Source organism: Zhenhengia yiwuensis (assembly GCF_014384995.1).
GTDB classification, from domain to species: Bacteria; Bacillota; Clostridia; order Lachnospirales; family Cellulosilyticaceae; genus Zhenhengia; species Zhenhengia yiwuensis.
Genome location: NZ_JACRSY010000010.1, coordinates 24,947 through 38,628, shown reverse-complemented (window position 1 = coordinate 38,628; position 13,682 = coordinate 24,947). Strand labels below are relative to the sequence as shown.

Genomic DNA, 13,682 nt, shown 5'->3' with positions numbered 1-13,682 from the left:
CTTATTGTGTCACCTCATCAAAATTAATGTTGTTGTCTCTATACTCTTCTTGTCCATCAAAAAAGGTTGTAAGTACACCTTTTCCTTTGCCTGATACTTGTATTGGAAGAGGGAACTGTTCTTTCTTTACAATGCCATCAAAAGCAGTTCTTGCACCTAAATCATCTTCGATTAGAACTAGTACATGATATTCATCTTGTAATTTATCTGTTGGTGCATTAATAACACGTGTTATTGTAGCAAGTGGTTCTTCTTCTGGCGTATTTTCTTCAGATGGTATGTCTGTATCTGGTGTAGTAGGATTATTTGGATCCTCTTCAGGAGGTATCACTTCTTCTACTTTAGGTCCTTTACTGATGACAATATCAACAATCTCACCTTGCTCAATTTCTTGATTTTCTGCAATACTTTGCTTCATAACCTTACCTTGTTCCACAGTATCACTATGTTCCTCCACAGTTTGCCCAAATCTAAGCCCTACTTCATTTAATTTAGCTTTTGCCTCATCTAAAGTCAAATTATAAAGGTTCGGTACTTTAACAAGTACTACTTCTTTTCCTTTACTTAAAACAAGGGTAACTGTATCACCTTTTTTAACACGTACGCCTGCCTCTGGCGTATGTGAAATAACCTTACTTCTATCAAGTTCATCACTATACTCCCACTCTAAGGCTACATCAAGATCCATCTCAGAGAGTATGCTCTGCGCATTAGCAGACTCCTCACCTTTTAAATTTGGCACTACAACTTCTTCTATTACTTCTTTTTGTTTAGCTACCACAACATTAATGACCGTACCTGGCTCTACCACTTTCTCACCATTAGGTGTTTGTCTCATAATAGTTCCAGGTGTATAAGTATCACTTACTTCTTCACCAGCTAATAGAATAGCTAAATTTTTATCCTCCAAAATAGCAGTGGCCTTATCTACTGTCTGCCCTAATACAGAAGGTACCACTACACGTTGAGGTTTAGTAAAAGAAGGAAGTACAAAGAAGGTAACTGCTGCCATAATACCTACTATAAGAAGTGTAGCAAGTACGCCACCTAAACCAGCTAAAATTTTATAACCAGTAGAAACTTCTTCTTCATCCTCTCCCCCATATTCTTCATAATAATCTTGAGGTGTACTCATTTTCACACCAGGTGTTTGATTAGATTCTAAACGACTTGTAGTCTTTTCATTTTGCCTAATAAAACTTGTCTGAATATCTGTTAATAAGATGGTTTGATCTACATCTGTTTCTGTTACTTCTTTACTACTTAAATCAACTGTTGGATTAGCAAGAACAGTTTTCATATCTTCCAACATACTGTCTGCATTTTGATAACGTAATTCTTGCTTTTTATTGGTTGCTTTTAAAATAATAGATTCTAGTCCTGTCCAAATCTGTTCATTGAATAAACTTGGCTTTGGCACTTCTTCATTAATATGTTTAAGCGCAATAGAAACATGTGTATCTGCTTGAAATGGTAAACGGTTAGTTGCCATCTCAAAAAGTACAATACCACATGAGTAAAGATCGCTTGTTTCATTAACATATTTTCCTTTAGCCTGTTCTGGCGAGAAGTAATGAACAGAGCCAATAGCATTCCCTGCTGCAACAATAGTAGAAGAATCTACAGCTTTAGCTATACCAAAGTCAGCTACTTTTAACATTTGATCATGGGTAATTAAAATATTTTGTGGCTTAATATCTCTATGAATAACTTGTTTGTTATGCGCATGCCTAAGTGCAGATACAATTTGCATACCATACTCTAAAGTTTGAGTTGATGATAATGGTCCATTTTGTTCAATATATTCTTTAAGTGTTTGCCCTTCTACAAATTCCATTACGATATAGTGCAGATCATCCTCTTGTCCTACATCATAAATACTAACAATATTAGGATGGGATAGGCCCCCTGCTGAAAAAGCCTCAGACTTAAATTTTTGTACAAAAGCTTCATCTTTCACAAATTCTTCTCTTAATACTTTAATGGCAACAAATCTCTGAAGCTTATTACACTTAGCTTTATAGACAATGGACATGCCGCCTGCACCGATCTTTTGTATAATCTCATAGCGATCCCCTAGTATTTTCCCAGGTTCTAACATGTTTTGCTCACCTCATCTTTTTTTCCAATAATAACAGCAATATTATCTGCCCCACCTGCTTCATTTGCCTGCAAGATTAATTCATCAATAATTGTTTCAAGGTTTGTATGATGCTTATAAACCAGTTCATGCATTTTTTCTTCACTTAACATCGCTGTCAATCCGTCTGAACATAATAAAATATACTCTACACCATTTAAGCATTGTTTCATAGTGTCTACCTTTACTTGTTCATATGTACCCACTGCACGTGTAATAACATGTCTTTGTGGGTGTTCCTGCATATCTGTTTCTGTAATATATCCCTGCTCAAGCATTTCTTGTACTAAGGAGTGATCTACAGTTACTTGTCTCATTTGATTAGCATTCATACAATATAATCTTGTATCTCCTACATGGGCAATATAAGCAGTTCCATTCATTACTGTGCATAAGGTAATGGTCGTTCCCATTCCTGTAAAGTCTGGATTTTCCAGTCCTTTTTTATAAATGACATAATTTGCGTGTGAAATACCTCTTTTTAATAAAATAAGCAATTCCTCTTCTGTTTTGATTTGGGCATTTTCATGCTCTTCTATATAGTTACAAAAAGCATCAATGGCAAGTTTACTTGCAACAGCACCTGCCTTATGTCCCCCCATTCCATCGGCAACAATATACAAATTAGGTAATACACCTATTGGCTCATTAGAAACCAGGACACTATCCTCATTTCTAGTACGTCTTTTACCGATGTTTACTTTCCCAACAGCAATCATGCTATTCACCTCTTTTTTCGAGATACCTACGCCTTAACTGACCACAAGCAGCATCTATATCTGCTCCTAGTGTACGGCGCACAGTGGTCTCTATATTATAAGATTTTAATACTTTAGCAAAATCTTCTACTCTATTATGTGTTGCCGCCTCATAATCACGCTCTTCAATTGGATTAACAGGTATCAGATTAACATGCGCAAGCATCCCTTTTAATAGTTTAGCGAGTCTTGTTGCATCCTCTATTGTATCATTTTTATCAGCAATAAGCGAATATTCAAATGTAATACGTCTTCCAGTCTTATTAATATAGTGCTGACAAGCTTTTAATATTTCTTCAATGCTGTAACGACGTGCGATAGGCATAACTTCTCTCCTTTTTTCGTCTGTCGTCGCATGAAGTGAGATAGCAAGGGTAATTTGGAATCCCTTATCTGCAAGTTCATAAATACTTGGCACAAGTCCACAAGTAGATACAGTAATATGACGTTGTCCTATATTTTGACCTAATTCATGGTTAATAAGTTCCACAAATTTCGTTGTAATATTTAAATATTCGAGTGGCTCTCCACTTCCCATAATAACAATATTAGAAATCCGTTCTCCCGTATCTTGTTGTACTTTATAAATCTGTCCTAGCATTTCTGATACTTTGAGGCTTCTTATAAGACCTTCGAGTGTTGAAGCACAGAACTTACATCCCATACGACACCCTACTTGTGAAGAAATACAAATAGAATTTCCATGCTTGTAACGCATTAAAACACTTTCTATTATATGGGAATCAGACAATTCAAACAAGTACTTTATTGTCCCATCTATTTGAGAAGTATATTTTTCTATAATACGCATTTCTGTAAGGGGATAAAGTTCTTTAAGTTGTTCTCTAAAGGAGATAGGAAGATTTGTCATTTCGTCATAATTCCATACTAACTTTTTATGAAGCCAATCAAAAAGCTGCTTGGCTCTAAATTTACTTTGCCCAAGATCCATTACGATCTGTTCAAGCTCTATTAAATTCATACTAATAATATCGTTCATTGTGTTACTCCTTATTTTCTAAATCGCGCCATAAAGAATCCATCTGTATCGGTCACGTGTGGTAAGATTTCAATATAAGCATTGTCTTTTATATAAGGTTTTAAACATGCTGGCATATCATAAGGAATGGCATCTAATTGAAGTCCTAAAGACAATGCATACTCTACCATATTTTGATTTTCTTCTTGTGTCAATGTACATGTACTATAAACCAAAATACCATCCTTTTTTAGATAATTTATAGCATTTTTTAAAAGCTTACGCTGAATGTTGTTAATATCACGAATCGCCGTCTCATCTTTAGCATAACGAATATCTGGTTTTCTTTTTATAATACCAAGTCCTGAACATGGTGCATCTAGTAAAATTTTATCAAATTTTTCTTTCCAATCTTCATTGATTAACATACCATCTTGAAGTTTGCCTTCTACAATAGATGCGCCTAACCTTTTAGCATTTTTCTCAATTAATTCTATTTTATGCTCATGAACATCTGCACCTATAATATGTCCTTCATTTTGCATAAGCTCTGCTAGATGGACTGTCTTACCTCCTGGGGCACTACATACATCTAAAATTTCATCACCTTTTTCAGGTCCTAATACATGCCCTACTAACATAGCACTTTCATCTTGAACTGTCCATAGCCCTGCTTTAAAAGATGGACTATGGTGAATACCATTAGGAGCATGAATATAGAGACTTTCTGGGAGGAATCCCTCCTCTAATACTGTAATCCCTTCTTCCGATAACAAAGCTTTAACTTTATCTTTTGTTGTTTTAAGGTTATTAATTCTAATACATACACGTGCACGCTGTGAAAGACTTTCACAAATAGCTTTTGTCTCCATTTCTCCATAATACTTCATCCATCTTGTTATTATCCATTCAGGAATAGAATAATAAACACTTAAATTAGGATAAGTAATCTCTGATTTATTTCTATCTATATTTCTAAGAACACCATTTACAAATCCTGATAAATTACTCATCTTACGCTTATGCATAATTTTAACAGCTTCATTAATAGCTGCCGATGCTGGTACTTTGTCTAAAAACAAAATTTGATAAACACTCATACGCATGAGTTGTCGTATAAAAGGTTTCATCTTTTTTACAGGCGTTTTAGAAAATTGGTCTAATACATAATCCAATCTTAAACGCCATTTTATAGTACCGTAAATGAGCTCATTAGCAAAGCCTTTATCTTTAACCTCTAATGTATCGAGTTCTTTTTTTAGTGCAAGTTGTAAATAAGTATCATCTTTTTCAATGTCTGTTAAAATCTGTGCAACTTTCTCACGTACTGTTTTTTGCTCCATTTTATATTCCTCGCTTGTATTACTCTTTATTTTATAGTATAAAAGACGCTTTAAAAGCGTCTTTTAGTATGTTTGTCTTAATCTCTATTTTGTCCACCATAGATTAGAATAAGTCTTAAAAGCATCATCATAGATACAGCTGCACCTGCTACATAAGTTAAGGCTGCTGCATTAAGAACCTCTTTTGCTCCATCTAGCTCTTCATCTGATAAAATACCACTTTGAGAAAGTGCTACTATAGCACGTTTTGAGGCATTAAATTCTACTGGTAATGTGACAAGACTAAATAGTGTTGTAAAACTAAATAAGATAATACCAATCCACGCTAATCCTTGGAAAGAAGTAATCGCTCCTAAAAATACCATTGGAATGGCTGCACTATCTGCAAATCTTGTAACAGGCAAAAGTTTATGCCTTAATGTAAGCGCATTATAATGATCTGCTTCTTGAAGCACATGACCCACCTCATGCGCTGCTACACTGACTGCTGCAATAGAGTTTAAACTGTATACAGTTTGAGATAGACCTATTTCTTTTTGTATAGGATTATAATGATCTGTCATAGAGCCCCTTACAGGCTTAATACCTATATGCCCTAAGTGGTTAATCATTAAAATACGTCTTGCCGCTTCCTCTCCTGTATAACCTGATAAACTTCTTACACGAGAATACTTATTAAACGTATTTTGTAGTTTCAAACTTGCCCAAATAGGTAAAATGGAAACAACAATGAATAAGATCCAATAGGAAGAATCAATCATCATTTTATCAGCTCCTGTCTTAGTCACCTAATAATTTGCCTGGTTCAATGGTGTTTCCTTTAATATATTCTGATACAGGCATACGCTTTTTATTAGGTGCTTGTATCTCCTTAATAATTAAGATCCCATTTCCTGTTTGTACATGAATACCCGCTTTATCAACTTCTATAATTGTACCTGGTTCATATTCTGTTTGTCCTACGCCAGTTGATACGTTCCAAACTTTCATCATTTGTCCATCATAGTAAGTATAAGCAGCTGGCCACGGATTAAGCCCCCTAACTAAAGCATCAATTTCATGGTTTGACTTTTCCCACTGAATTTCACCTAAGGCCTTTTGAATAGGTGGTGCATAAGTTGCTTCTTCTTCATTTTGTTTGATACGCTCCTTACCACCACTTACAATAAGAGGCCAAGCTTCTTTTAAAGCAGCTGCCCCTACATCTTTCATCTTATCATGAAGAGATGCATAGGTTTCATCTTCAGCAAGTACCATTTCTTTTTTATAGAGCATATCACCTGTATCCATACCTTTATCCATATACATGATGGTAACACCTGTTACAGCTTCACCATTTAATACACTCCACTGAATAGGTGCTGCACCTCTGTATTTTGGTAAAAGTGAACCATGAATATTAATACATCCGAGTTTTGGTACTTCAAGTACACTTTCAGGTAAAATCTTTCCATATGCTACTACAACCATAACATCTGGATTTAAAGCTTTTATGTGCATTAAAAATTCTTCATTACCTTTTACACGTTCAGGTTGAAGAACTTCTATCCCATGCTTAAGAGCAAGCTCTTTAACTGGTGGCATAAGTACTTTATTGCCTCTTCCCTTTGGTCTATCTGGTTGTGTAACGACTGCACTAATGGTATGACCTTCGTCTATTAACATCTGTAATGTAGGAACTGCAAAATCTGGTGTTCCCATAAATATAACATTCATATGTGCCTCCTCATTATTCCTCATCTGATAGTTGAACGAGTTCGCCTTCTACAAAGTCTACAAAAAGCTTTCCATCTAGATGATCATTTTCATGAAGCATAGCACGTGCCATAAGTTCTTCACCCTCTATTTCGAACCATTCACCCATTCTGTTTTGAGCACGCATTCTTACACGATTAGGGCGTCTTACTGGACCATATTTCTTAGGTACACTTAAGCACCCTTCTTCACCAAATTGTTCACCATCTTCTAAAACAACTTGTGGATTAATAAACTCAACAAGTCCTTCACCAATATCAATAACGAAGATACGTTTTAACAGGCCAATTTGTGGTGCTGCAAGACCTACGCCATCAGCCTCATACATAGTCTGCGCCATATCTTCAAGTAAGGCCCATAAACTTTCATCAAATTTTGTAACTTCTTTAGAAACTTTTCTAAGAATCGGATCACTCTCTATACGTATTGTACGTGTTGCCATAATAGCCTCCTTATTTAAAACATACTGATAGGGTCTATATCCCAATTTATTTTTATTGTACCAGTATTTTCTCGATTAATAAACTTATTTAAACAATATTTACCATACAGTAAAAGTTTTTCTCTATCTTCACCTACTAAAATAAGTTGCCATCTATATTCATCTGCAATTCTGCTAATAGCTGCTGCAGATGGACCTACAATACGAAAAAGTCCTTTTTTATTGTAGTATTCATAATAATACTTTAACGTATGCACCATTTGGATGACTTCTTTTTCATTTCTACCTAATACAGTAAGTGAAAAAAGATGTGTATACGGCGGGTAACCCAGCATTTTTCTAATTTTAAGCTCTTCTTCATAAAAAGCTTGCTGCTGTCTAAACTTAATCTTTTCTAACACAAAATGCTCTGGATTATAAGTTTGAATAACTACCTCACCTTTTTTATCGCCTCTTCCTGCCCTACCTAATGCCTGAGTAATAAGCTGATAAGTACGCTCTTCACTTCTAAAATCCTGTATATAAAGAGCTTGATCTGCTGCAATAATACCCACAAGGGTTACATCTTTAAAATCATGTCCTTTTGCAATCATCTGTGTCCCTACCAGAATATTAAACTCATGGTTTTGGAACGCTTCTAGAACTTTATTATGCCCTTCTTTACCTGTAGTGGTATCAAAGTCCATTCGTCCAATACCATACGGCTTAAAGTGTTTATTAAGGTATTCTTCAACCTTTTCTGTCCCACTTCCAAAAAAACGAATGTGTTTACTTCCACAAGCAGGACACATAGATGGAATAGGCTCCTTTAGTCCACAGTAATGACATTCTAAACTACTAGATTGTCTATGATAAGTCATAGCAATATCACAATGCTTACATTTCACCACAAAACCACAGCTTCTACAATTAACAAAAGTAGAATGTCCTCTACGATTTAGAAGTAACATAACCTGATTGCCAGCTCTCACTGTACGTTCTATAGCTTCATGGAGCGTATGACTCATAATCTGCATATTCCCATTTTTGAGTTCTTTACGCATATCTACAATTTCTATCTCTGGTAAAGTAGCATTACCTACACGCTGCGTCAGTTCGATAAGTTTAAGTCTATCTCGCTTCATTTCATAATAACTTTCAAGACTTGGTGTAGCAGAAGCTAAAATAAGCACACCACTATTCCTTATCATACGCATACGTGCTACATCTATAGCATGGTATTTAGGAGTAGTCTCAGACTTATAAGTTGTTTCATGTTCTTCATCTACTACAATAAGCTTTAAGTTTTGCATAGGCATAAAAACTGCACTTCGCGGGCCAATGACTACTTTTATCTGCCCTTTACGCACCTGTTCATAAAGCCTTAACCTTTCAGTCTGATTCATACGACTATGTGTAAGAGCTACTACGTTACCAAAACGTTCTTTAAAACGCATTAAAGTCTGCCTTGTAAGGGCAATCTCTGGCACAAGTACAATAGCACTACCACCTTCTTCAAGCACTTTACAAATAGCATAAAGAAAGACCTCTGTTTTTCCGCTACCTGTAATACCTTGTAAAAGGACACCTTCATATCTGTTGGCACCTATAGCAGCTAAAAGCTGGTCTTTAGCATAAGTCTGTTCTAAGTTAAGTTTTTTAAAGTAGTCATAGTGAATAGGATCTTTTCTAAAGCCTATGAACTTTTCTTCTTTTCTTAAGATACCATTTTTAATGAGTGTACTTAAACTAGAAGGGCTGACTTCATTACTTTTTTTCAGGTCTTCTAAAGAAATAGAAGCCTGTATTAAGAACAACATAAGAATAGCTCTCTGCTTATTAAAGCTTTTCATATGTGCCTTACTTGCTATATAACTTTTTAAAACTTCAGGTTTTATATTTAGTGTGATATAAGTTTCAGCTTCTTCAAAAGAACTATAAGGTTTCTTACTCATACCTGGTGGAAGCATAACTTCTAAAGCCATAGCAAAGCTGCATCCATAATAGTTCACGAGAAACTTAGCTATTTCAATCTGCTCCTCATTAAAAACCGGTATTTCATCAAATAGACTAACAATAGGTTTAATTCTATAATGCTCTTCAGGTGGGTTACTTGAAAGATGGATAACATAGCCTATCTGTGTATGATTCCCCTGACCAAAAGGTACCTTCACACGGCTTCCTATTTGAACCTTAGGAAGTAGCGTGTAAGGTACACTATAGGTAAATAAGCGATCTATTTCTTGTGTCTTAGCGAAATTAATAATCACCTGAGCATACATATGACGCTCCTTCTTCTACATAAAGAATAAACAAGTGCGAGCACTTGTTTATTCTGTCACAGCTTGTTCTTTGATTTTGATCTTACCAGCGTAAAGTTCATCTACAGCAATTGAAGTTGATTTTTTGTATTTTAATTTTTCATTAAGCTCTGCTGCTTCTTTGATACGAATTGGATCAATTGGTGTATCTTTGTCTGCATTTTTGCTATTTGCTTCTTCATTTACAATATCAATGATTTGCCTTGCACGTCTTGCTGCTGCAATAATAATAGAGTAACGGCTTGTAACGACTTTCTCTGAAGCGTCCTCATTAAGTTTTTCCATAAGTTGAGTATAAGATGGTTGTAACATGGTGGTTCCTCCTTTAATTTGAGAGCATTTGCTCAATGTAAGATTTATATCTATAACTTCTTAGTTTTTCAGCTTGTACAATTTGTTTAATATCTGTAACAGCATCTTCTAAGTTGTCATTAATGACAATATAGTCATATTCTTTAAATGCTAGTAATTCTTCTCTTGCTCTATTTAGACGCGCCTCAATCACATCATTACTTTCTGTCCCACGTCCAATAAGCCTACTTTGAAGTTCTTCAAATGTAGGTGGCATGATAAAAATAAGTATAGCATCTGGATAAGCACTTTTAGCCTGCATAGCACCTTGTACTTCAATTTCTAAAATAATGTCTTTTCCACTTTTAATCGTTTCATTAATAAATGCTTTTGGTGTACCATAATAATTATTACAGAAATTAGCATACTCTAAAAGCTCTTCTTTTGCAATCATCTCTTCAAATTCTTCAGTTGTTTTAAAGAAATAATGTTTGCCATGCTCTTCGCCTACACGTGGTTTACGTGTTGTCGCTGAAATAGAAACAACAAAATTCTCCTCTTTAATCAGCTCTTTTACAATAGTTCCTTTCCCTGAACCAGATGGTCCTGAAAGAATCAGTTTAAGTCCTTCACTTTGCATAATTATCTCCTTAAAATAGAAATATTATTCTTTTAGACAAGTAGTTGAGCGGCTAGCCATAGTCTCAGGTTGTAGGGCAGATAAAATGATATGGTTGCTATCTGTAATGATTACGCCCCTTGTTTTCCTTCCCTGTGTGGCATCAATGAGCTTCTGAGTATCCCTAGCATCTGCAATCAGCCTTTTAATAGGTGCAGACTCAGGTGCTACAATGGCCACAATACGGTCTATGCCTACAATATTGCCATATCCAATATTTATAAATTTACTCATTGTCATCCCCTACTCTATATTTTGAATTTGCTCGCGGATTTTCTCTATCTCACTCTTTAATTCTACTGCATAAGAAGTAATAGTATAGTCACCTGCTTTTGAAGCAATAGTATTCGCTTCACGGTTCATCTCTTGCATTAAAAAGTCTAGTTTACGTCCAATAGAACTCTCTTCTTCTAAAATCATTTTTAACTGTCCTACATGACTTTTTAGTCTCGTAAGCTCTTCATCAATAGCCGCTCTATCTGCAAAAAGGGCTACCTCCATAGCAAGACGCGTCTCATCGACTGGAATTTCCTCTAAAAGTCTACTTATACGTTCTTCTAATTTTAGTTTATAGGTATTGACAACTTCTACACTTAAATGCTCCAGTTCACCTACAAGGCGAAGCATGTTATCTGCTTTCTCCAGTAAGTCTTTTTTCAGTATCATGCCTTCTTTTTCTCTCATGGCTACAAGCTGAGTAAGTGCCTGTCTAAGTGCCTGATCAATCATAGGCCATATGACTTCTAAATCTGCCTGTTTCTTCTGGATTGTAATCACATCATTTAAGCGCATGACTTCTGCCATACCTATATTGTCATTTAATCCCAGTTTTGCGCCTATCTTTCTTAAAGCTTCTATATAAGCTGTGCAGGCTGGCTCATTGACAACAACTTCTACATCATCTGCTGACATGCTTGTTATATAAATGCTTACTTCTACTTTCCCACGTGCAATAAATTGTTTAATACATTTACGAATCTCATCTTCTAAATGCGTCAGTGCTTTTGGCATGCGAATAGAAAGATCACAGTATCTATGATTCACTGTGCTTATCTCCACATTCACCTTGCGCTCTTTTTCTTCAATCTCATATCTGCCGTATCCTGTCATACTTTTTATCATACGGTTACCCCTTTGCACTTTAATCGTTCTATATTATAGCACAGCTTACTTTTATTTTCAAAAAAATTATGCTATACTCCGTGTATTAAATAAAGGAGGTGCGACTTATGGCATTAGATGGTATTGTCATCTCAAATATCGTATCAGAATTAAGTGATGCGCTCATAGGTGGGCGTATTGATAAAATATATCAGCCAGAAAAGGATGAACTACTCCTTTCTGTTCGTAACCAAAAAGATGCTTATAAACTTTTCTTAACAGCAAATAGTAACTATCCACGTATTCATTTTACAACACGTGTAAAAAACAGTTCTCAGACTCCTCCTATGTTCTGTATGTTACTACGCAAACACCTTTCTAGTGGACGCATTATGAGTATTACCCAACCTCATTATGACCGTATTGTAGAAATGGAAATTGAAGCAACTAATGAACTAGGAGATCGTGAAAATAAAAAGCTCATTATTGAAATGATGGGGCGTCACAGCAATATTATTTTAACTAAAGCAGATGGAACGATTATTGATAGTATCAAACATATCTCAAGTGCACAAAGTAGTATGCGTGAAGTATTACCTGGACGCACTTACTTCTACCCTAATAATCAAGTAAAACTTAATCCTTCTGCGCTTCATCTAGATAGTTTTATAACTCATATCAAAGCCCAAAGCCTACCAACTTTTAAGGCCCTTTATACAGTTTATGCTGGTATAAGTCCACTTCTTGGACATGCTCTTTGCCATGAAGCTGGTATTGAAAGTGCTACCCTTGTAGAAAATCTTGATGATAAAGCACTGCATAGACTCTTTACAGCACTTTCAAATCTAATGGAAAAAGTACATGCTAAGGCTTATAGCCCTACTTTATTTGTGGATCATGAGGACCATCCTTTAGAATTTTATAGTTTTCCTCTATCTACAGAATATACCCATGCTAAAACTTATTCTACACTGTCTGAGTTATTAGAATTCTATTATTATGAGCAATCTTCTAAATCTGTAGTCTCTCAAAAAACAGCAGATATTAAAAAGATGATTCTTACTTTTATTGATCGTGGTGTAAGGAAAAAAGCTATTCAAGAAAAAGCTATTGAAGAAAGCCAAGATGCAGAAATTTATAAAATCTATGGTGAACTTTTAACAGCTTACTCTTTTGCAGTACCTGAAGGTGCAGACAGCTTTATAACTCAAAACTATTATAGTGAAAACTATGAAGATATCACTGTTCCTCTTGACCCAAAATGTAATGCGATTGAAAATGCTCAAAAGTACTTCAAACATTACAATAAAGCAAAACGTACCTTATCAGCAGCTCATGAACAGCTCCTTTCTATCGAAGAAGACCTTAGCTATCTGCAATCCGTCTTAATATCCCTAGACTTTCTTCAGACACAAGAAGATATTGATGGTTTAAGACGTGAACTTGTCGATATGGGTTATCTAAAAAAGCGTAAACAAACTAAAGGTAAGCCACAAAAAAATGCTATTCCCTATATGCAGTTTACTTCTAGCGATGGTCAAACCATTTACGTCGGTAAAAACAACTATCAAAATGATGAACTCACCATGAAGTTTGCCAAAATCACAGATCTCTGGTTGCATATTAAAGATGGACCTGGCTCTCACGTTATTGTCAAGCTAAATCCTGGTGAAGATCCAAGTGATATGACCTTAATTGAGGCATCTATGTTAGCGGCTTATTACAGTAAAGGTAAACATTCCAGTAATGTAGCTATTGATTATACATTCCGTAAAAATGTTAAAAAAGTTCCAAATGCTAAACCTGGCATGGTCATCTATACAAACTTTAAAACCATTTATGTAACACCAGATGAAAACCTTGTCAAACGACTTGAAAACCATTAAAAAAGCTC

General features: G+C 35.3%; 13 protein-coding genes. 1 reads left to right on the top strand and 12 read right to left on the bottom strand.

What is annotated here, in order from left to right:
• Position 1 precedes the first annotated feature (1 nt).
• The 12 genes from pknB to H8718_RS07665 all read right to left on the bottom strand — a co-directional run bounded on the left by pknB (position 2) and on the right by H8718_RS07665 (position 11,809).
• Positions 2-2,101: a Stk1 family PASTA domain-containing Ser/Thr kinase gene (gene pknB, locus H8718_RS07720; protein ID WP_249332487.1), complete on the bottom strand. Its 2,100-nt coding sequence runs from the start codon at positions 2,099-2,101 to the stop codon at positions 2-4.
• Complete coding sequence (locus H8718_RS07715; RefSeq protein WP_177672212.1) at positions 2,095-2,859, bottom strand: Stp1/IreP family PP2C-type Ser/Thr phosphatase; 765 nt, start codon at positions 2,857-2,859, stop codon at positions 2,095-2,097. Before H8718_RS07715 ends, pknB begins: the two co-directional genes overlap by 7 nt.
• Before the next feature lies 1 nt (position 2,860).
• Positions 2,861-3,898, bottom strand: a complete 1,038-nt coding sequence (gene rlmN / locus H8718_RS07710; RefSeq protein WP_177672213.1) for a 23S rRNA (adenine(2503)-C(2))-methyltransferase RlmN — start codon at positions 3,896-3,898, stop codon at positions 2,861-2,863.
• Positions 3,899-3,909: 11 nt separating this feature from the next.
• Positions 3,910-5,220: a 16S rRNA (cytosine(967)-C(5))-methyltransferase RsmB gene (gene rsmB / locus H8718_RS07705; RefSeq protein WP_249332486.1), complete on the bottom strand. Its 1,311-nt coding sequence runs from the start codon at positions 5,218-5,220 to the stop codon at positions 3,910-3,912.
• Positions 5,221-5,297: 77 nt separating this feature from the next.
• Positions 5,298-5,984 (bottom strand): zinc metallopeptidase, encoded by a 687-nt coding sequence (locus tag H8718_RS07700; protein WP_249332485.1) that lies wholly within the window; start codon positions 5,982-5,984, stop codon positions 5,298-5,300.
• Positions 5,985-6,000: 16 nt separating this feature from the next.
• On the bottom strand, positions 6,001-6,936 hold the full coding sequence (gene fmt / locus H8718_RS07695) for a methionyl-tRNA formyltransferase (protein ID WP_177672215.1): 936 nt from the start codon (positions 6,934-6,936) through the stop codon (positions 6,001-6,003).
• A gap of 13 nt (positions 6,937-6,949) precedes the next feature.
• Positions 6,950-7,417 carry a peptide deformylase gene (def, locus tag H8718_RS07690; protein WP_177672216.1) on the bottom strand — a complete coding sequence of 156 codons (468 nt, stop codon included), beginning with the start codon at positions 7,415-7,417 and terminating at the stop codon, positions 6,950-6,952.
• 14 nt (positions 7,418-7,431) lie between these two features.
• On the bottom strand, positions 7,432-9,678 hold the full coding sequence (gene priA / locus H8718_RS07685) for a replication restart helicase PriA (protein WP_249332484.1): 2,247 nt from the start codon (positions 9,676-9,678) through the stop codon (positions 7,432-7,434).
• A gap of 48 nt (positions 9,679-9,726) precedes the next feature.
• A complete protein-coding gene (rpoZ, locus tag H8718_RS07680; protein ID WP_177672218.1) occupies positions 9,727-10,029 on the bottom strand; it encodes a DNA-directed RNA polymerase subunit omega in 303 nt (100 codons plus the stop codon).
• A gap of 13 nt (positions 10,030-10,042) precedes the next feature.
• Positions 10,043-10,648: a guanylate kinase gene (gene gmk, locus H8718_RS07675; protein WP_249332483.1), complete on the bottom strand. Its 606-nt coding sequence runs from the start codon at positions 10,646-10,648 to the stop codon at positions 10,043-10,045.
• A 24-nt stretch (positions 10,649-10,672) separates the two neighbouring features.
• On the bottom strand, positions 10,673-10,921 hold the full coding sequence (locus H8718_RS07670) for a DUF370 domain-containing protein (protein ID WP_249332482.1): 249 nt from the start codon (positions 10,919-10,921) through the stop codon (positions 10,673-10,675).
• Between the two features lie 9 nt (positions 10,922-10,930).
• Entirely contained in the window at positions 10,931-11,809 is an 879-nt protein-coding gene (locus H8718_RS07665) for a YicC/YloC family endoribonuclease (RefSeq protein ID WP_249332481.1), read from the bottom strand.
• 107 nt (positions 11,810-11,916) lie between these two features.
• Here H8718_RS07665 and H8718_RS07660 point away from each other — a divergent pair, with 107 nt between their 5' ends.
• Positions 11,917-13,674, top strand: a complete 1,758-nt coding sequence (locus tag H8718_RS07660; protein WP_249332480.1) for an Rqc2 family fibronectin-binding protein — start codon at positions 11,917-11,919, stop codon at positions 13,672-13,674.
• Positions 13,675-13,682: the final 8 nt, after the last annotated feature.

Excerpts from the sequence above, each read along its gene's own strand:
- rlmN (WP_177672213.1), bottom strand. The coding sequence starts at position 3,898 with ATGAACGATATTATTAGTATGAATTTAATAGAGCTTGAACAGATCGTA.
- pknB (WP_249332487.1), bottom strand. The coding sequence starts at position 2,101 with ATGTTAGAACCTGGGAAAATACTAGGGGATCGCTATGAGATTATACAA.
- H8718_RS07715 (WP_177672212.1), bottom strand. The coding sequence starts at position 2,859 with ATGATTGCTGTTGGGAAAGTAAACATCGGTAAAAGACGTACTAGAAAT.
- rsmB (WP_249332486.1), bottom strand. The coding sequence starts at position 5,220 with ATGGAGCAAAAAACAGTACGTGAGAAAGTTGCACAGATTTTAACAGAC.
- H8718_RS07700 (WP_249332485.1), bottom strand. The coding sequence starts at position 5,984 with ATGATGATTGATTCTTCCTATTGGATCTTATTCATTGTTGTTTCCATT.
- rpoZ (WP_177672218.1), bottom strand. The coding sequence starts at position 10,029 with ATGTTACAACCATCTTATACTCAACTTATGGAAAAACTTAATGAGGAC.
- def (WP_177672216.1), bottom strand. The coding sequence starts at position 7,417 with ATGGCAACACGTACAATACGTATAGAGAGTGATCCGATTCTTAGAAAA.
- H8718_RS07670 (WP_249332482.1), bottom strand. The coding sequence starts at position 10,921 with ATGAGTAAATTTATAAATATTGGATATGGCAATATTGTAGGCATAGAC.
- priA (WP_249332484.1), bottom strand. The coding sequence starts at position 9,678 with ATGTATGCTCAGGTGATTATTAATTTCGCTAAGACACAAGAAATAGAT.
- H8718_RS07665 (WP_249332481.1), bottom strand. The coding sequence starts at position 11,809 with ATGATAAAAAGTATGACAGGATACGGCAGATATGAGATTGAAGAAAAA.
- H8718_RS07660 (WP_249332480.1), top strand. The coding sequence starts at position 11,917 with ATGGCATTAGATGGTATTGTCATCTCAAATATCGTATCAGAATTAAGT.
- fmt (WP_177672215.1), bottom strand. The coding sequence starts at position 6,936 with ATGAATGTTATATTTATGGGAACACCAGATTTTGCAGTTCCTACATTA.
- gmk (WP_249332483.1), bottom strand. The coding sequence starts at position 10,648 with ATGCAAAGTGAAGGACTTAAACTGATTCTTTCAGGACCATCTGGTTCA.